The organism is Winogradskyella sp. HaHa_3_26, assembly GCF_019278425.1.
GTDB classification, from domain to species: Bacteria; Bacteroidota; Bacteroidia; order Flavobacteriales; family Flavobacteriaceae; genus Winogradskyella; species Winogradskyella undariae.
Genome location: NZ_CP058981.1, coordinates 300200 through 319502, shown reverse-complemented (window position 1 = coordinate 319502; position 19303 = coordinate 300200). Strand labels below are relative to the sequence as shown.

The following is a 19303-nucleotide window of genomic DNA, read 5'->3' as shown; positions in this document are numbered from 1 at the left end:
AGTCTAAGAAATTTAAAATCATTTATTAGTGTTTTCTCCTTCGGCGAGTTTGAATAGCTGTGCTTGTTTTAAGATCCGTTGCGTAACCTCTGTAATGTTAAACAATAGGCTATATTCTATACGTACGGCTTCTTCTTCTTTCTTAGAATGTAATAATTGTCGTAATTCTTCTAAATTATTTTCAATATGATTTATTTGGCTGTTATCTACAATTGTTAACCAATTAAAAGATTCTTCTAAGGTTTTTAAGATATGATTTTCAAAAGATAATATGTTTAAAGGTTGTTTCTTGTTTTGGTCTCTATGTGCACCAAGAGCTGATAGATAAGAAAGTAGTGCATGGTTAAGGTAGGTTAATCTAAAAGCTGTTGCTTTAAGTTTTTGATGCTTTTTAGGGTCTAATTGCATATTTTGCCATGCTTTAACCAAAGCATTATCGGCTCTGTGTGCTTCCCTTCTTGCTATTCTATACTCTAAATCGTCTACTAAAGGTTTTTCGTATTCATTTAAAATGGCTTTTAAATAAGCAGAATTTTTAAGAACAGCTTCACTTAAAAGATGAGGTAATTTTTTGTATTGCCAATTAGGCCATAAAAACCGGACGATTAAAAACGAAATAAAAGCCCCTATTACAGTGTCTATTAAGCGTGGTCCCATAACATCAATGCCTTTATTAGCTATGATATTGAAAGCACACATAACAAAGAAGGTAACATAAATAACACTGATTGAGTATTTTCGTTTTAACCAAAAGAAGAATAGATAAGCTGAAGCTATCATTAAAGCAATTTGCCCGTAAAATGTAAATAGTTTAATGATTATAATACCACTGAGTACACCAGCTAAAGTTCCTAAGATTCGCTGAAATAAAAACTTTCTGGTTTCACTATAGCTTGGTTGAAGGACTAATAAAACGGTGAGTACAATCCATTCTCCTTTTTCAATTTTAAAATATTTGTAAGTTGCGTAAGAAACTAAAAAAGCTAAACTTAACTTTAATGCATAGCGCATTTTAGGATGGTTTATATTTAGTTGAAGCTTAAACCGTTCATAATAACTATGTGTTTCTTTTTCTAATTTAGGTAATAAAATGACATTGTAATTTTCTTTAATATTTTTTAAAAGATTGTGTGACTGCGTTAAATTTATAATCAATAATTTTATAGGAACAGATGGGTTTAAGTTATCGTTTTTAACGGAGTTAGAAACAGCGTTCATTAACCAGTCAACAACTGTTGGGTGTTTATAAGGAATGCCAGTAAGTAAACTTATTCCGAATCTTTGAGTTGCGGTAGACAACTCTTTTAATAATTGGCGTATACCTCCAATTAAATCTCTATTAGAAGGGTTTGTACTTAATAAATCATAACGTTCGTGGCTAGATGTAGCACGTTCGTGTAAGCTTTGCAATACCATAAAATAGTACAAGTAAGGCTTTAGTGGGGTTTGATCATTTAATGATTCACTATAACTATTTAGCACTTCTTTACAGCGGTCTAAAGCTTCAACCGTTTGTACATTTAATACTGCTAATTTTGTTCTAATTTCTTTTTCTCTTTCTTTAGTAACAGGGAATAGTTTTGATTTTTCGTTGAGATATAATGAAAGAGCAGAAAACCCTCTAGCAAGTTGTTCTTCTAATAAACTATAGGGTTTAATACGTAATAATATATATGAAAATGTTCCGTAAATAAAAGCACCTGAGATAAGTAAAATAGGTTGAATGTACCAGTTAGGACTAATCTGAGTTCCTATCATCGTATAGATTCCTATTAATAAACCACCAAAAGTAACCCCTCTAAACCGTTCACTAATGCCACCAATTAAAATAAATAAGATAGTTGATAAAGCCAGTCCTATCCCTAAGATAATAGGATAAGGTTGTAACAGTTCTACCGAAAAACTAGCGATTGCAAAGCTAAGTACTTTTAAAGCCATAGATTTTAAACGCCCGTTAGGGTGATCGTCTGTTTCAGAAAGTGCACCAGCTAAAGCTCCTAAGCCTAAAGTTACGGCATAAAAAGGTAAGCCTAAACTGACCATAATAATGATAAGAGGACCAATTACAAAAGTCGCTTTAACAGATAAAATTCTATTAGGGTTGCTTAAAAATGCAGTTCTAAATGAAGAAAACCAAGGGTTTTGTTTTAAATAAGAAGTTAATTGCTTCATTTAAAATAGAGGCGTAATATACGTTATAATTGACTGTAAAATTAAGGAATAGTGATTAATTAGTATAGTGAAAATGAGAGTTTATTATTCGTTTAAATTTGATATTTACGATTGCTAATTAGTCTTTGCTTTATGTGAGATTGAGGTTAAATTGAAGTAAAAGCTAAAAGAAGAGCAATCTGAACAATTTGAAGCACATCAAAGCTCTTAAAAAAGAATTAAACGAAAAGTTAGCGCAAGTAAAAGAACTGAACTGTTCTAAGGCTGAAATTGAAAATTTAAAGTAAAAAAAAGACGAATTAAAGAGGTTTTTGAAGCTGATTATCAGAAAAATATGAATGAGAGTACTAAAGATTCTTAATCCAATTGTTAAAAGGTAATATTGAGGAATGGGTAATTGTTTTCTAGGCTAATACTTCGTTTTTTGTTCTTAGGTTGTTCTTTTTTACTGAGAAATTTCTGATAGGTTGTTCTATGGTTTTTAAACGTTAAATCTGTATTAATTGATTTAACGTTTAAAGGTATTGGTGATTGAAATTCGTAACTTTAATACTTCTAATTAAAAAAAAAGACAATGAAAACAGAAATTCTTTTAACACCTTATCATAAAAATATATCATTAAATAATCGTGTTGTTATGGCACCAATGACGCGGAGTCGTGCAGATAATAAAGGTAAAGTTGCAACAGATGATTTGCAGGGGTTGTATTATGAACAACGTGCGTCTGCAGGTTTAATTATAACGGAAGGCTCACAAGTTTCAAAGGAAGCCGTTGGTTATATAAATACACCAGGAATACACTCTAAAGCTCAAATTGAAGGATGGAAAACCGTAACCAGTCGTGTTCACGATAAAGGCGGTAAGATTTTTATTCAGTTATGGCATGTGGGGCGTATTTCGCATCCGGATTTTCATGACGGCGAATTACCGGTTTCTGCTTCAGCTATTAACCCTAAAGCACAATCGTTTACGCCTTCGGGTTTTAAAGAAACGGTGACGCCGAAAGAAATGACTATTGAAGATATAAAACGTACGGTTAAAGATTTTCAAAAGGCAGCAGTTAATGCTATTGAAGCTGGATTTGATGGGGTAGAGATTCATTCTTCAAATGGCTATTTATTTCAACAATTTTTTAATAATTGTTCCAATCACAGAACGGATGATTATGGGGGAAGTATAGAAAATAATGCACGTTTCTTTTTTGAAGTTTTAGATGCTATAAAAGAAGTGATTCCTGAAGAAAAGATTGCCGCCCGTTTTAATCCGTCGGCTCATGGTATATTTGGAATTACGGTAGATGAAGACACCATTCCGACGTTTGAATATATTATTAAGAAACTAAACGACTATAATTTGGCTTATGTCCATTTATCAGAACCCTTTACAGATGTTACAGATGTACCGTTTGCGGTTACTGAAATTGCTAAGCACTTCCGTCCGTTATATAATGGAACATTAATGATTAATGGTGATTTTGATCAGGAAAAAGGAAATAAAGTGATTGCAGATGGTGATGCCGATTTAGTGGCTTATGGTAAAGTTTATATTTCTAATCCGGATTTGGTAGAACGCTTTGAAAACAATTTGCCGTTGACAGATTGGGATAAGGATACCTTTTACACTACAGGAGAAAAAGGCTATACCGATTACCCGTTTGCTTCTAAATAAAAGAATTTATATTACAATAGAAATAGCATCGCTTAACTTATGTTGAGTGATGCTATTTTTTTGATTAAAATATAAAAAAACTTCATTTTACAGCGATTTAAATCCTCTATATTTCTTTATTAGCGTAGCATACGTTAAGATTTACTCTTTAGTGTTCTTTAGGTATTATTAATTATAATAATGTTAAATTTTTATTTCAATATTATTTTTACTGTTAAATTATTGGAATCGTAAAGTGTGTTACTGTATTAGTATCTATATGATATTTTTTGTACTTTGTTGGAATGCAATGACTAGTATTACCTTATCATTATATTTTATTAACTCAATTCGCCTTTAAGTGTTAATTGAGCTTTTTAGCTTAATATAAATATCTAAAAACGCGTTTAAAATTTGTATTTGAAACACTTATGCCAAAACTAGATTTCTCCGCTTACGATTCTAATGGGTTCTATGACGAAATGTTTGATGAAAATAATATTGTTAGACCTAATTACAAACTGTTTTTAGAACGGCTTGAAAAAATGAGTCTAAGAAAATTAAAACAACTGCAACATGCTACAGATCGATCACAGCTTTCTTTGGGTATGACTTTTAATGTTTATAATGACAATCAGGGTATAGAACGGATTCTGCATTTAGATATTATTCCACGTATTATTAATAATAAAGAATGGAATCATTTAGAAAAAGGTTTGCAGCAGCGTATCCGTGCATTAAATATGTTTATTCAAGATATTTATAATGATCAGAATGTCTTAAAAGATAAGATTATTCCTAAAGAGATGATTTTTTCAAGTGTTTCATATTTAAAAGAATTAGAAGGTTTTAAGCCTCCAAAAGATGTTTGGTGTCATATTACAGGTTCCGATTTAATTAAAGGAGGAGATGGTCAATATTATGTGCTTGAAGATAATTTGAGGTGTCCTTCAGGAGTTTCTTATATGTTAGAAAATAGAGAAATTTTGAAGCGTACATTTCCTGAATTATTTGAGAAATTAGATGTGAAACCAGTTTATAATTACACACATATTTTAAGAGACACTTTAGAATCTCTTTCAGAAGTAGATAACCCAACTGTTGTTGTTTTAACACCAGGAACTTACAATTCGGCTTATTTTGAACACTCTTACTTAGCGCAGCAAATGGGAGCAGAGTTAGTAGAGGGTCGCGATTTAATTGTGAAAAATGATATTGTTTATATGATAACAACGCATGGCTTACAACGTGTAGATGTTATTTATCGTCGTGTGGATGATGATTTTATAGATCCAGAAGTCTTCAATAAAAACTCACTATTAGGAACCCCTGGTTTATTTAGAGCTTATTTAAAAGGGAATGTTGTTTTAGTTAACGCGCCAGGAACAGGAGTGGTTGATGACAAAGCTGTTTATGCCTATATTCCAAGAATTATAAAATACTATTTGGGTGAAGATATGATCTTACCAAATGTAAAAACATATATCTGTGATGAAGAAAGTGACCGAAAATATGTGATTGAAAATATCCATAATTTAGTCGTCAAACAAACGGATGCTTCAGGAGGTTATGGGATGCTCATTGGGCCAAAATCAACGAAAGCAGAGCAACAAGAATTTATAACAAAGATTAAGCAAAAACCACGTAATTATATAGCACAGCCTATGATTAATTTATCTCGTGTACCAACGCTAACAGATGATACTATTGAAGGACGTCATGTAGATTTAAGACCCTATGCCTTATTTGGTGACGATATTAAGATTATTCCGGGCGCATTAACGCGAGTGGCATTAAAGAAAGGATCTATAGTTGTAAACTCTTCTCAAGGCGGAGGAAGTAAAGATACTTGGGTATTAAACAGTTAAAATAAAATTATGTTAGGTAGAGTTGCAAACACTATATATTGGATGAATAGGTATCTTGAACGTGCTGAAAATTATGCGCGTTTTATGGATGTTAATTTTAATTTATCGCTAGAATTATCTCCCAACGAGGAGCAACAATGGAAACCTCTTGTGGTTATTACAGGAGATTGGCCTTTATATGAATCGCTGCATGAAAAGGCAGAAAAAAATAAAGTCATAAATTTTATGGCTTTTGAGTCAGAGAACCCAAATTCTATTTGTAATTGTATTATCAATGCAAGAGAAAACGCACGTGCTATACGACCTGAAATCACAAAAGAGGTTTGGGAGCAAATTAATGCATTGTATTATTTGGTAAAAAGAGCTTCAGAAAAAAAGCGTTTAAATGATTCTGAAGTGCGTCATTTTTTTAGTGATATAAAAAATGGTTGCCAATTATTATATGGAATTTATGATGCTACAATCTCTAGAAATGAAGGTTGGAATTTTGCTAAACTTGGTCAACTTATAGAACGTGCAGACAAAACATCTCGAGTTCTAGATGTTAAATACCATCTACTTTTAGGTTCTGCAAACCAAGTGGGGTCTTCATTAGATTTAATACAATGGACGGCACTATTAAAATCAGTAAGTGCTTATGATATGTACCGAAAAAAATACGGAAAATTATCTTCAACGAGTATTGCGGAATTCTTAATATTAGATACTGATTTTCCAAGATCTATACTTAATTGTTTAATACGAGCAGAACAATCTATTGTTAGACTATGTGGTAGTTCTTTTGGTTACTGTAATAATGCACAAAGGCAATTAGGAGCTTTAAAAGCTCAGTTAGAATTTACAGATATTAACGATATTATAGCAGAGGGTTTACATGAGTATTTAGATAACATTCAAGGGAAACTAAATGATATTTCTACAGCAATTTATGAAGCTTTCTTTTCTATAGAACCCCATGTTAATTAAATTGAAAAATCAATTACATTTGCTTGTTACAGTATAAGTTAAAACAAAACAGTTTATACAGGAATTAAATATGAAGATATTTCAATGTGGAAATTGTAATTATTCGGTGTTTTTTGAGAATTACACTTGTGATAACTGTGGGCATTTAACAGGTTTTAGAGCAGAGGATAGAATGATGCTCACTTTTAAACCTGATACAGAAGCGCTTATATCGGACCGAGAACATGTTGCATATAAATATTGTAAAAATCATTCTTATCACGTTTGTAATTGGGTTATAGAAAAAAATAGTCCTGAAGATTACTGCAAAGCCTGTCAATTAAATAGAACCATTCCCAATTTATCGAATCCAGAATTAGATAATTTTGAAAATTGGCAACATCTTGAAATTGCTAAACATCGTTTAATATATCAACTTCAAAAAATAGGTTTACCGATCATTAGTAAACTAAGAGATCCTGATGGTTTTTGTTTCGATTTTGTAAAAAAGCAAGACGACCCTAAATTAATGACAGGGCATGCCAATGGTGTTATTACTATTTTAATAAGAGAAGGTAATTCTGTTTTAAGAGAACAAGCTAGAAAAGATATGATTGAACCCTATAGAACATTAGTAGGGCATTTACGACATGAAGTAGGGCATTATTATTGGGAACGTCTAGTAAGAAATAAACCGGAAATATTATCTGAATTTAGAACTATTTTTGGGAATGAAACTCTAAATTATTCTGAAGCATTACAAACTTATTATAAATCAGGTCCGCCTAAAGATTGGCGAAAATCATATATTAGTGCTTATGCCACAGCTCATCCTTGGGAAGATTGGGCAGAAACTTGGGCGCATTATTTACATATTATGGATATGGTTGAAACGGCTTATTTCTTTCGACTTCATGTAAAACCTAAGTTTAAAACCAAAGCTTTAAAAACGAAAGTTTCATTTGATCCTTACACAAAAACTAATTTTGATGAAATTGTACAAAAGTGTGTGCCTTTATCATTAGCCGTAAATAGTATTAATAGAGCGATGGGCATACCAGATGTTTATCCTTTTGTAATTTCACCTGCTATTATAGAAAAACTAAGGTTTATCCATAAGCTGTTATTAGTAAAACGGAATTAAGTTAAATACTATTGCTGAGATTGTGATTGACTTTGTATCATTCTTTCAATATCTTGAGATTTAGCAGGTCTTAAATCTACAGAAACTTCCATCGTGTTTTTACCCATACTATAAATTACACCTTTTAAAGGTGGTACATCGTAATAATCTCGTCCATGAGCCACAACAATGTGTTGGTTTTTTGGAATTTGATTATTTGTAGGGTCAAAATCTACCCAGCCATATGTTGGTATATAAACAGAAAACCAAGCATGTGATGCATCGGTTCCTATTAATTTTTCCTTTCCTTCTGGGGGGATTGTTTCAATATAACCACTAACATATTTGGCAGGTAACCCCATAGAACGTACACAAGCAATTGCAATTTGTGCAAAATCTTGACAAACCCCTTTCTTTGCTACCATCACTTCTTTTAAAGGTGTTGCAATATTTGTGAAGCCAGGAACAAAATCAAAATCAGTATATATGCGTTGCATCAATTCGTAAGTGGCTTCATAAAAAGAGCGCTCAGGTTTAAAAGATACAGCAGCATAGGCTCTAATTTCTTCACTATTGTTAGAGATTAAAGGTGATGGCATTACAAATTGGCGGACATCAATAATTTCAGAATCCGTAGTTTTTAAATGTACTTTTGTTTCTGCTATAGTAACTTTTTTTCCTTTTGCAAATTCTGCTTCATTAACTTGAGCCTCATAGTTTCGATCTACTTTACTACGCGCAATAACAATCAATTCTTTATGGTGTTGTTGAATAGAGAATCGCGTCACAGAATTTCCGAAGTAATCTAAACGTTCTGAAATATCTGTTGGTGTAGGTGTAATTTCTAAGCTATATTCTAAAAGTGTTTGTCCAGGAAAACTCTTCGGTTTAATCGTCGTGATATTGTGACAAAAGGAAGCTCCGTTTTCGTAAGAATATTTAGTTTTATGCCAAAGGTCAAAGATCATATTAATTTGTAATATTTCTGTTTACCAACTGCTTTTGTGGTTGAGAATGATTAAAATAAGTATCTGAAATAGACATGGATGTCGTGTGCAGCAACTCGCTTAAATCTGATAATAAATCATCAAGATTCTGGCGCATATTAGATTTTTGGTCTATTTCTAGCATATCTTCTAAATCTAAACTTTCCATTTTAGAAATAACAAGATTCATTTTTTCTTGACAAAGGGTGAGCTCAGCGTTTTTATTGGTAGCAGGTAATTTATCAATATCCTTTTTTAGTCGGTGTAATTGACAAGTTAAAGATCTTGAATATTCTTTATCTAGGATGATTAAATTTATGACGTTCTCTATACTTAAATAAGAGTTGTAACTGTATCTATATATATTTAAACTTTCGTGACTGTTTAATAACGATTCTAAAATTTCATATTCTAACTCTTCATCATAATTTACGATAAGTAAGGCTCTAAATTTTTCGATATTCATAGCACTTGTTTCTATCTGTAATCCAATAAAATAGAGTAGAAGTCCTTGTCTAACTAAAATACTTTGCTCTGTAAGTGCCATAAAAGCAATGAGTCTGGTAATAATTTTATCGAAAAAACTAGTCAGTTTATAAACGGTATAATTTTCTTCTTTTTTTAAGTTTTTAATATGTTTTTCAATGCCGTCAAAAACACGCCACATATCTCTAGACCATAAATTACGAAGTGCATAATAAGAGAAATGGAAACTTTGCATGGATTGTGCAAAACTGCCTATTTTATTTTCGTCAATTATAATGTCTTTAATTTCATTTAATGGGTTTTTTAAAACGTCTTCATCTTCCGTCATAAACCCAGGAAAGGTAGAGGTGATTTTAGTAATAGATTGAAATAATATTTTTAAACTTTCAGATTCTGGTTTTCGGTCGTTGTATTGTGCGTGTGTCATTTGGCTCAATACCATTCTTAAATAGCGTGCCGTGATTAAAGCTCTTCCTATATATCTCCCGGACCAAAATAAATTTTCAGCAGTGCTGCTTGGTACATCGTTGATGTCTATTGATGGGCTAGAATTTGTTTTACTCCAAGAATAATTTTGAAGATTAGGCTGTGGTTTATCGTTAATAACCCAAAAATCTTTACTTGTGCCTCCGCGTTGGTTAGATACAAATAACTCTTCACGTTCTGGCGCTACTCTAACCAATCCACCAGGCATAACACTATAACCATCATCTTTTGCTATAGCAAATGTTCTGCAAGAAATCTTACGTGGTTCTAGCAGGTTTTTAATATAATTAGGGGCTGTAGAGAAGGATATTTTTTCTTGCGCTACAAATTTGTAAGGATATTGTAAGATTTCTTTTTTAAGATTTTTAAGTGCTTTTTTATCTAAAAATTCACAGAAATAAATATGTTCTCTATGGGATTTGTCTATTCGTTTTACCACAAATGATGGTAAGTCTGCTAAAACATGTTTTCTTTCTTTTTCTTGTCCACACCACCAAGAGGCGATTTGAGGTAAGATTAATTCTTCGTCTAAAAAATATTTGCAAATATTTTCCATAAAAGGAATTAAAGCAGGGTTCTCTAAAATACCACTACCAATAGGGTTTATAATAGTTACATTTTGTAAACGAACAGCTTCGAGCAATCCTGCAACTCCTAAATAAGAATCTTCTCGTAGCTCTAAGGGATCCATAAAGGTATCATCAATTCGTCTTAAAATAACATCAATTTGTTTTAAACCTTTTAAAGACTTTAACCATACTTTTCCATGTCTAACTACTAAATCATTCCCTTTAACCAACGGGTAGCCTAGGAAAGATGATAAATAAGAATGCTCAAAATAAGTTTCATTATGCGGTCCGGGGGTTAAAATCACAACCATTGGACTTTCAACATTTGTACATGCTGAATTTTGCAACAATGTATTGAAGTCGTTAAAAAAGTTAGAGGGTTGTGCTACGTTGATATCTGTATATAATTCTGGTATAATTTTGCTTGTAGAAAACCGATTCTCTAAAGCATATCCCATACCAGAAGGTGCTTGTGTTCTATCATTTACAACCCACAATCTTCCGTCAGGACCACGAGCTAAATCTGCCGCATAGATTGAAAGTTGTTTAGCGCTTTTATATTGTATCTGGTCGCAAGCACGTAAAAAACCACTATGTGCATAGATGGCTTCTGGTGGAATTATTCCATTTTTAAGTAACGCTCTGTTACCGTATAAATCTTTTAAAACAAGATTTAGAATTTCGGCTCTTTGCTGAATTCCTTTTTCTACTTGGTTCCATTCGTTTTGATGAATGATGTAAGGAACAATATTTAAATCCCAAGGACGGTTTAATCCATTTGGATCGTTATAAACATTATAAGTAACACCATTTTCTGCTAAAAGCCAATTGATTTCTGTTTGCTTTATCGCTAAGTTTTCAGGACCAATATTCAATATGTTTTTAGTCAATGTTTTCCAATTGTCTTTAATACTCATTTTAGAAGTGAGTAGCTCATCATAACTTTTTGATGCTGAAAAATAATTTTCAAATAATGTCTTTGTTTTGGTCTTCATAGGATGAATATCCAATCTTTTATTTTTTACGTAAATCTAACGTATATGGGAATTCAAAATTAATAGGTAATTCTTTGTAAGTAAAACTTTTTGAACTATTATTTTTCTCAACCGATCTATTTGGACTTTCCGTTTCTTGGTTAATGTTTTCTACCGGATTAATTTCACCTTGTGTATGACCAAATTCCCAAAAACGATTGATTCTTCTAGACTCAGCTTCAAAACTATTTATAGGATAAGCATCGTAAGATCTTCCGCCAGGATGTGCTACAAAATACGTACAACCGCCAATAGATCGCTTATTCCAGGTATCTACAACATCAAAAACTAGAGGGGTATCTTCTGAAATGGTTGGGTGTAAAGCCGAATATGGATTCCAGGCTTTATAACGAATACCTGCAACATATTCGCCGCGAACTCCTGTGTTTTTCAATTGTATTTTTACGCCGTTACAAGTCAATACAAAGCGTTCATCTATAAAATTAGAAACTTTTACCTGTAATCTTTCAAGAGAAGAATCTACATATCTTGCCGTTCCGCCGCCAGTCATTTCTTCACCTAGAACATTCCAAGGTTCAATTCCTGCTCTTAATTCTAAATGAATATTGTTAATTTCAACCATACCATGCAGCGGAAATCTAAATTCGAAAAATGGATTAAACCAATCTTCTTCAAATTGATAACCTGCTTTATTTAATTGAGAAACAATGTCTTTAATATCTTCTCTTACATAATGTTCTATTAAGAATTTATCATGTAATTCGGTTCCCCAACGTACTAAATTATGTTCGTATGGTTTTTTCCAAAACCAAGAGACTAAGGTTCTAACGAGCAACATTTGTACGAGACTCATTTTAGGGTGTGGTGGCATATCAAAACCACGTAATTCTAAAATCCCTAAACGTCCTGTTGAAGAATCTGGTGAGTATAATTTATCGATACAGAATTCTGCTCTATGCGTATTTCCTGTTAAATCGGTTAAAAGGTGCCTAAATAAACGGTCGGTTAACCAAAATGGAACTTCGCCATCTTTTGGGATTTGGCTAAAGGCAATTTCTAGTTCGTATAAACTATCTGTTCTAGCTTCATCTATTCTTGGAGCCTGACTTGTTGGTCCCACAAATGATCCTGAGAATAAGTAACTTAAACCAGGGTGATGTTGCCAAAAGGTTAATAAACTTCTTAGTAAACTTGGTTGACGAAGTAGTGGACTATCAGCTGGACTTGTACCTCCTAAAGTAACGTGATTTCCACCTCCAGTTCCGGTATGTTTACCATCGAGCATAAATTTCTCAGTTCCTAAACGCGATAATTTGGCTTGCTCATAAAAAGTAAATGTATTATGACATAAATCTTTCCAATTGGTTACCGGATGCACATTAACTTCAATTACACCTGGATCTGGTGTGATTTTAAGTGACTCTAGTCTGTTATCTTTTGGCGGGTCGTAACCTTCCATAATAACAGGAACATCTAATTCTTTGGCTGTAAATTCAATCGCTGTAATTAAATCTAAGAAACTTTCTGCCGAATCTAAAGGGGGTAAGAATAAATAGAGTTTACCTTCTCTTACTTCTGCACAGATTGCTGTTCTTACAAAATAGTTAGGTTGGTTTGGGGCTAAACCGTTTTCAATATAATCTTGATGCCTTTTCTTTATGATATTTCTAAAACTTGGTAAACGTTTCTTTTTAGAAAATAGATCAGGTTCATAAGAAGGAAAAATTTCGTGCTCAGGTTTCTCTTGTAAAGAATTTAAAGGCAATCTTAATCCCATTGGCGAATTCCCGGGGGTTAGAAATAAATGTTGTCTTCTAAACGTCCATTCGCTTGTAAACCATTTTCCTTGTGTATTATTTAAAGGTAATAAATGCCCCACAGGCTCGGATGTTCCTCCTTCTAATATTTCCTTTAATTTATTTTTTACAAGTGTATTATCTCTGTCCTTGGTAGGATCGATGTCTATAGGTAGGTTTCCGTGTTCCCATAAAAAGTAGAACGCATCTTCGAAACCAGGTAGAATATGCTGCGTAGAAACACCTAAGTATTTGGTTAAGGTTTCTAAAAATAACTTATCTGTATGTTTAGGAATAACAATAGCATCTGCAAAGGTTTCTAAATATTTTTTATCAAACCAAATAGGTCTTCCATCTTTACGCCAACAAATTTCTATTTGCCATCTTGGTAAAGGTTCTCCAGGATACCATTTTCCTTGTGCATGATGAAAAACACCACGATGACCAAACTCTTCGTATAACCGTTTAGATAAGTCTTTAGCTAGTTTTCTTTTGTATGGACCATCTGCAGCTGTGTTCCATTCAGGGGATTCTAAATCATCAATTGAAATAAACGTAGGTTCGCCTCCCATAGTTAAGCGAACATCGTTTTTTTGAAGTTGTTTTTCTACTTTATTTCCAAGCTTATCTATGGCTTTCCATTGTTCTTCTGTATAAGGTTTTGTAACTCTTGGTGATTCTAAAATTCGTTTTACAGAATTTTCAAAGAAAAATTCTGTTTCACAAACATCTGTCATACCCGAAACTGGAGCTGCACTTTCAAAAGAAGGCGTACAAGCCAATGGTATATGGCCTTCACCTGCTAATAACCCCGAAGTGGCATCAAAACCAATCCAACCAGCACCAGGTAGGTAAACTTCTGCCCAAGCGTGTAAATCTGTAAAATCTTCCTCAGGTCCTGAAGGTCCGTCTAAAGACTTTTCATCAGATTTTAACTGTACTAAATAACCGGAAACAAAACGTGCCCCAAAACCTAAATGACGTAAGGTTTGTACAAATAACCAAGCATAATCTCTACAAGATCCTTTTTGGGTATCAAGCGTTTCTTCGCAAGTTTGAACACCAGGATCCATTCGGATATTATAACTTAGATATTCATAAATTTTCTGATTGATATCTATTAGAAAATAGATCGTTTTCCTCGGTGTATAATCTAAGGTTTTTAAAAAGCCTTCTAATAATTTGCCTTTATCTGTGATTTCTAAATACGGCTGTAATTCTTTCTTAACAGTATCGGTATATACAAAAGGATATTCTTCTGCATACTCTTCAATAAAAAAATCAAAAGGGTTTATGGTTTTTAAATCTGCAATAATTTCTACGTCTACAGACAATTCATCTGTTTTTTCAGGAAATACCAAACGTGCCACGTAATTACCAAAAGGATCTTGTTGCCAGTTAAAAAACTGATCTTCTGGTGTTATTTTAATCGAATAAGATTCTATTGGTGTTCTAGAGTGAGGTGCTGGTCTTAATCTAAAAACATGTGGTGACAATGAAACTTTACGATCGTATTTGTAGGTCGTTTTGTGAGATATTACAATTTTTAATGCCATATAAGAAGTATAAGGTTTTAGTAACGAAAGGTTGAAAGTGACCTATCTCTTTGCAAAATAAGATATTTTACCTGAAAATGATATTGTAGTAAAGTGTTTGTTAAATTTTTATGAATTAATATAAAGAAAAGCAAAAATGATTTTAAAACCATAATTTAAAGGATTAAAAAATACTCAATTCAGAATATGTTGTGACATCTTCAAGCAGTTCCATACCTTTAAAAGAATTGCCGTGTTTGTTTAGTTTAGGGCTCCACACAGCTATTGTGTAATTATTAGGATATAACGCTACAATACCACCACCAACACCACTTTTACCAGGTAAACCAACTCTAAAAGCAAATTCACCCGACTCGTCATAAAAACCACAAGTTAACATTAAAGCATTAATACGTTTTGATTTCGTTTTAGATATAATTTTTTTATCATCACTAATTTTACGACCATTATTTGCTAAAAAAGTAAAAGTCTGCGAAAGCTGCTGGCAAGTCATTTCTAAAGAACAGATATCAAAATAAAAATCTAAGACTTCAGCAGGGTCATTTTCAATATTACCTAAGGCTTTAATAAAATTACAAAGCGCTACATTTCTAAAGCCTGTTCTTTTTTCTGAATCGGCAATCTTATCAGAGTAGGTGAGTGTTGGAATATCACTTAAATCTCTTACAAAATCTAAAAATTCTTCTTTCGCATTTTTTAAATGTGAAATTAAAACATCGCAAATGACTATAGCACCAGAATTTACAAACGGATTACGAGGAATCCCCCCATAGGTTTCAAGCAATAAAAGGGAATCGAATTTAGTACCTGAAGGTTCTACATCAATACGTTTCCATAAATCTTCACCTACAATTTTATACGCTAACGTTAAGGATAATACTTTAACGATACTCTGTATTGAAAATTTTTCGAGATGATTACCAATTCCAAAATTAGTCCCATCAATTTTAGTAACATGCACACCAAACATATCAGGATTTACATTAGCTAATTCAGGGATGTAAGTTGCTACTTTTCCTTCATCTTTAATCAGACTTATTTTCTTATATGCTTTCTCAATGATGATTGTAAAATCTGATCCCATGTATAGTGCTTTGTTAAAATTATTGATCTATTTTTTATGAATACAAAATTAAGCCTACACCGATCATAATACCTATTAGAGGCACTAATTTTTTTCGTTTGTTTTGTTCTTTAAAAACAAGACCTCCAACAACTACTGCTATTAGTATTTGGCTTCGTTTTATAGCAGACAACAACATGATTAATGCATCAGGATCCTGAAGTGCTTTAAAATAGAAGTAATCGGCCGCTTGTAATAAAATACCAACGGCTATTATAGACCATCTAAACTTAAAAGCTTTACGTTTTTCGGCATGCGGAAACCAAGTTACGGTTAATATAATTAATAGAATTAGAATGGTATATAAACAAAACCAAAACTGTAAGGTTTGCGGATTTAAGGTCAGATTCTGAATTAAAAATTTATCGTATAATCCACTAGAAGCCCCTAAAAAAGTCGCGCCAATAATAGCAAAGATCCATTTATTACGCTTAAAGTTAATCCCTTCTTTTTTCCCGATTTTAGAATAGAGAATAACCGAGAAGATAATGAGGAAAAAACCAATCCATTGTAAAAAATTAGGACGTTCTTGATAAATTAAAATGGCGCCAATAAAGGTAAAAAACGGACCCGCCGATCGTATTGGGGTTACAATGGTAATCGGTAAATGCTTAAGCGCTTGGTAGGCAAGAATCCAAGAACTCGCCATGATTATCGATTTTATAAAAATATAACCATGCGTTTGCCAAGGGATTTTCTGAAAATGATAACCGTTTGATAAGGCATATTCTGGAAAATACAAAGACAATACATAGAAACTCGCTACAAATAGAAACCCACTAGAAACGGTACCTAAAAGTACAGGGAATACTTCATTTCCTTGTACAGCATGTTTTTTACATAAGTTATGTAGTCCTAGAAAAAGTGCGGCTAATAAGCCTAAATACATCCACATATTTATTGTGATTAGTGATTCGTTATTTGTGAATGGTGATTTGCTGGTTGTTTAGGTATTTGCTTAAGTACTTATTCAAAAGTATGGCGTTGTTCTGCTGTAACAGATGCTTTTAGTAAATGATTAAAGACTTTAATACTATCAAAATTTTGCGTGATGGCTTGGTCTACAGCAATTCCTGAAAGGCCAGATTCTAAGAGGTCAGTCACATCATCTGTGGTAATATTTCCAAAACCAAGTATTGGGATTTCTGTATTTAAAATAGCTGTGATGGCTTCGTAATCTTTTAGTCCTAGCTCAGGAATATCAGTTTTGCTAGTTGTTGAAGATTTAAAAGGCCCTAAACAGATATAATCTACTTTTTTAGTGATTAAGGTTTCACAATCTTGAAGATTATGCGCTGCACTTCCTATAATTTGCCAAGTGTGTAAATGTTTTCTAACTTCAGTAGGGCAGACGTCAGTTGTTTCCAAATAAACACCTTCCGCTTTAACTTCTTTTGCTATTTTGTAATTTTTACTGATAACCAATCGGGTTTGAAAATGGAATGTAATTTCTCTAGCAGATTTAGCGACTTCCAATAGTTGGTCTTCAGATAGATTTTGTAAATTTAGTTGCACTAATTCTACGCCAGAGGTACAAGCACTTTGTATGTTTTGTAAATGTTCTTCAGGTGTATTTCCTTCAGATATATAATGTAGTTTAGATACGATCATGTTTTTAATTAAGGTTATGATGTTGCAACAAGCATGCAAAAATACAAATGTTTAGTGGAGTGTATGCTAATCATAGGAAGGTTACATAAGTTTTATTTAAATATATTTTAATAATTCCTATGTATTAAAAATTCAACATATCTTTAATTTTATAAATTACGATATGATGAAAGCCTTATTTATAATTATGACACTTATTTCTTCAAACCTATATGCACAGAATGATCAAATTTCGGGATCCTATGCTCAAAGCAGCGGTAACCCCGAAGGCGGTAGCACCTTTATTGTTCTACCCAACCAAACTTTTATAGTGGCTTATTTTGGTGGAGCAAGAAAAGGAACTTGGAAACTGAAAGCAGATGGTATTTATGAATTTACGTATCATGCCGAAGCGAAGTTTGTGCTATATGGACGTTTTAATTCAGAGCTTAAAGATTCTGTAAATGTTAGTATAGGTGTAGATTCACGAGAAGATTTAGCCGTTCGTTTTAATAAAATAAGTGAAGAACCTTTTACACCAATATTTAATAAAAATGCAAATTGTTTCAGCTATCCTTACTATTATAAGCAAAAGGGAAAATTAAATACCTTAGAAGTAAGTGTACCAAGAGACGACTATTATTATGAAGATGAGCCAACGGATAGTGTAAGTATTTATAGTTTTAAAGTTGAAGAAAATTACAATGATTTTATTTTGGCTGGTTTATCAGAAAACTATTCTCAAGCCGGTTCATTTATTGCGAAATACCATGACGGTTTTTTGTTGTTAGATGCATATACAAAGCTTAGAAAAGGTAAAAATTATGAAGATTTAAGTGAAGAAACTTTAAATTTTGCCAAAACGTATACCGAAACAGAAATCTTACCTCAAAAATTAGAATATGGTAATGAGTTTTTTCCATATTATGAATATCCTAATGAAAATGAGTTAAAACCATTTTATAAAATTGCTTCAGAAGTAAAAGATTTAAAAGGCATTACATTCACTGAAAACAGTTTATTTATTGCTACATGTGATGATTAAATAATAGAATATTATATATTTTAAAAACACACAAAAGCCTGTAAACAAAATGTTATACAGGCTTTTTAATACTAATTAATTAGTAAGGGTAATTTAAAGGAATTATTTTAGAGCTTCCAATAATTTTTCAGCAACAAGTTCAGAAGATGCAGGGTTTTGTCCTGTAATTAAGTTTCCGTCTTGTACAGCGTAAGGTGCCCAATTCTCTTTATTAGAATACATCGCTCCGTTTTCAATAAGCATATCTTCTAATAAAAGAGGTACAACTTCTGTTAAACCAACTGCAGCTTCTTCTTTGTTAGAAAAACCGGTTATTTTTTTACCTTTAACTAAAGCTGTTCCATCTGCATTTTTAACATCTTTTAAAACAGCAGGGGCGTGACAAACAAAAGCAATTGGTTTTTCTTGACGGTCAAACTTCTCAATTAATGCTACAGAATTAGCATCGTTAGTCAAATCCCATAATGGTCCGTGACCTCCTGGGTAAAATACCGCATCAAAATCATCAGCATTTATATCTGCTAATACTTTTGTGTTTGCTATTTTTTGTTTTGCCTCATCATCTTTATTGTAACGTTCTGTTGCTGCTGTTGCAGCATCAGGACCATCACTACTTGGGTCTATTGGTGCTGCACCACCTTTTGGTGTTGCAATAGTAATGTTTGCACCTTTATCTAATAAGGTGTAATATGGACTAGCGAATTCTTCAACCCAAAATCCTGTTTTTTTTCCGGTGTCTCCTAATTGATCGTGAGACGTTAATACAAATAATACGTTCATTGTATGTTGTTTTTTAAATTCTTTTATAGCTTCCGAAACGTTTTCAGAAGGTGATTCTTTTTGTGCGTTATTACAACTGAAAGCTATTATACTGATAAGTACAAAAGCCATGGTTTTTATTAATTTCATTTCTAA

Annotated in this window: 13 protein-coding genes; 5 read left to right on the top strand and 8 right to left on the bottom strand. The window is 32.6% G+C overall.

Features of this window, described 5'->3' with window-relative positions:
* Positions 1–18: 18 nt before the first annotated feature.
* Positions 19–2172, bottom strand: a complete 2154-nt coding sequence (locus H0I32_RS01395; RefSeq protein ID WP_173589231.1) for an FUSC family membrane protein — start codon at positions 2170–2172, stop codon at positions 19–21.
* 574 nt (positions 2173–2746) lie between these two features.
* Here H0I32_RS01395 and H0I32_RS01390 point away from each other — a divergent pair.
* The 4 genes from H0I32_RS01390 to H0I32_RS01375 all read left to right on the top strand — a co-directional run bounded on the left by H0I32_RS01390 (position 2747) and on the right by H0I32_RS01375 (position 7777).
* Positions 2747–3841 carry an alkene reductase gene (locus H0I32_RS01390; RefSeq protein ID WP_179312964.1) on the top strand — a complete coding sequence of 365 codons (1095 nt, stop codon included), beginning with the start codon at positions 2747–2749 and terminating at the stop codon, positions 3839–3841.
* A 410-nt stretch (positions 3842–4251) separates the two neighbouring features.
* On the top strand, positions 4252–5688 hold the full coding sequence (locus H0I32_RS01385) for a circularly permuted type 2 ATP-grasp protein (protein WP_173589233.1): 1437 nt from the start codon (positions 4252–4254) through the stop codon (positions 5686–5688).
* 9 nt (positions 5689–5697) lie between these two features.
* A complete protein-coding gene (locus H0I32_RS01380) occupies positions 5698–6654 on the top strand; it encodes an alpha-E domain-containing protein (RefSeq protein ID WP_179312965.1) in 957 nt (318 codons plus the stop codon).
* A 70-nt stretch (positions 6655–6724) separates the two neighbouring features.
* Positions 6725–7777 carry a putative zinc-binding metallopeptidase gene (locus H0I32_RS01375; protein WP_179312966.1) on the top strand — a complete coding sequence of 351 codons (1053 nt, stop codon included), beginning with the start codon at positions 6725–6727 and terminating at the stop codon, positions 7775–7777.
* Between the two features lie 8 nt (positions 7778–7785).
* Here H0I32_RS01375 and H0I32_RS01370 read toward each other — a convergent pair whose 3' ends face one another.
* The 6 genes from H0I32_RS01370 to H0I32_RS01345 form a co-directional block, all read right to left on the bottom strand.
* Positions 7786–8724: a transglutaminase N-terminal domain-containing protein gene (locus H0I32_RS01370; RefSeq protein WP_179312967.1), complete on the bottom strand. Its 939-nt coding sequence runs from the start codon at positions 8722–8724 to the stop codon at positions 7786–7788.
* Position 8725: 1 nt separating this feature from the next.
* Positions 8726–11278 carry a circularly permuted type 2 ATP-grasp protein gene (locus H0I32_RS01365; RefSeq protein WP_179312968.1) on the bottom strand — a complete coding sequence of 851 codons (2553 nt, stop codon included), beginning with the start codon at positions 11276–11278 and terminating at the stop codon, positions 8726–8728.
* Positions 11279–11297: 19 nt separating this feature from the next.
* A complete protein-coding gene (locus H0I32_RS01360; RefSeq protein ID WP_179312969.1) occupies positions 11298–14630 on the bottom strand; it encodes a DUF2126 domain-containing protein in 3333 nt (1110 codons plus the stop codon).
* Between the two features lie 163 nt (positions 14631–14793).
* Positions 14794–15714: a glutaminase gene (locus H0I32_RS01355; RefSeq protein WP_179312970.1), complete on the bottom strand. Its 921-nt coding sequence runs from the start codon at positions 15712–15714 to the stop codon at positions 14794–14796.
* A 34-nt stretch (positions 15715–15748) separates the two neighbouring features.
* Positions 15749–16648: an EamA family transporter gene (locus tag H0I32_RS01350; protein WP_179312971.1), complete on the bottom strand. Its 900-nt coding sequence runs from the start codon at positions 16646–16648 to the stop codon at positions 15749–15751.
* Positions 16649–16719: 71 nt separating this feature from the next.
* Positions 16720–17364: a thiamine phosphate synthase gene (locus H0I32_RS01345; protein ID WP_179312972.1), complete on the bottom strand. Its 645-nt coding sequence runs from the start codon at positions 17362–17364 to the stop codon at positions 16720–16722.
* A 163-nt stretch (positions 17365–17527) separates the two neighbouring features.
* On the opposite strand from H0I32_RS01345, the gene H0I32_RS01340 reads away from it, so the two are divergent.
* On the top strand, positions 17528–18388 hold the full coding sequence (locus H0I32_RS01340; protein WP_179312973.1) for a hypothetical protein: 861 nt from the start codon (positions 17528–17530) through the stop codon (positions 18386–18388).
* A gap of 102 nt (positions 18389–18490) precedes the next feature.
* Here H0I32_RS01340 and H0I32_RS01335 read toward each other — a convergent pair whose 3' ends face one another.
* The gene (locus H0I32_RS01335) at positions 18491–19297 is read right to left on the bottom strand and encodes a type 1 glutamine amidotransferase domain-containing protein (protein ID WP_179312974.1); all 807 of its coding nucleotides are present in this window, start codon (positions 19295–19297) and stop codon (positions 18491–18493) included.
* Positions 19298–19303 lie beyond the last annotated feature (6 nt).

Coding starts and splice junctions, on each gene's coding strand:
- H0I32_RS01395 (WP_173589231.1), bottom strand. CDS start 2,172: ATGAAGCAATTAACTTCTTATTTAAAACAAAACCCTTGGTTTTCTTCA.
- H0I32_RS01390 (WP_179312964.1), top strand. CDS start 2,747: ATGAAAACAGAAATTCTTTTAACACCTTATCATAAAAATATATCATTA.
- H0I32_RS01385 (WP_173589233.1), top strand. CDS start 4,252: ATGCCAAAACTAGATTTCTCCGCTTACGATTCTAATGGGTTCTATGAC.
- H0I32_RS01380 (WP_179312965.1), top strand. CDS start 5,698: ATGTTAGGTAGAGTTGCAAACACTATATATTGGATGAATAGGTATCTT.
- H0I32_RS01375 (WP_179312966.1), top strand. CDS start 6,725: ATGAAGATATTTCAATGTGGAAATTGTAATTATTCGGTGTTTTTTGAG.
- H0I32_RS01370 (WP_179312967.1), bottom strand. CDS start 8,724: ATGATCTTTGACCTTTGGCATAAAACTAAATATTCTTACGAAAACGGA.
- H0I32_RS01365 (WP_179312968.1), bottom strand. CDS start 11,278: ATGAAGACCAAAACAAAGACATTATTTGAAAATTATTTTTCAGCATCA.
- H0I32_RS01360 (WP_179312969.1), bottom strand. CDS start 14,630: ATGGCATTAAAAATTGTAATATCTCACAAAACGACCTACAAATACGAT.
- H0I32_RS01355 (WP_179312970.1), bottom strand. CDS start 15,714: ATGGGATCAGATTTTACAATCATCATTGAGAAAGCATATAAGAAAATA.
- H0I32_RS01350 (WP_179312971.1), bottom strand. CDS start 16,648: ATGTGGATGTATTTAGGCTTATTAGCCGCACTTTTTCTAGGACTACAT.
- H0I32_RS01345 (WP_179312972.1), bottom strand. CDS start 17,364: ATGATCGTATCTAAACTACATTATATATCTGAAGGAAATACACCTGAA.
- H0I32_RS01340 (WP_179312973.1), top strand. CDS start 17,528: ATGATGAAAGCCTTATTTATAATTATGACACTTATTTCTTCAAACCTA.
- H0I32_RS01335 (WP_179312974.1), bottom strand. CDS start 19,297: ATGAAATTAATAAAAACCATGGCTTTTGTACTTATCAGTATAATAGCT.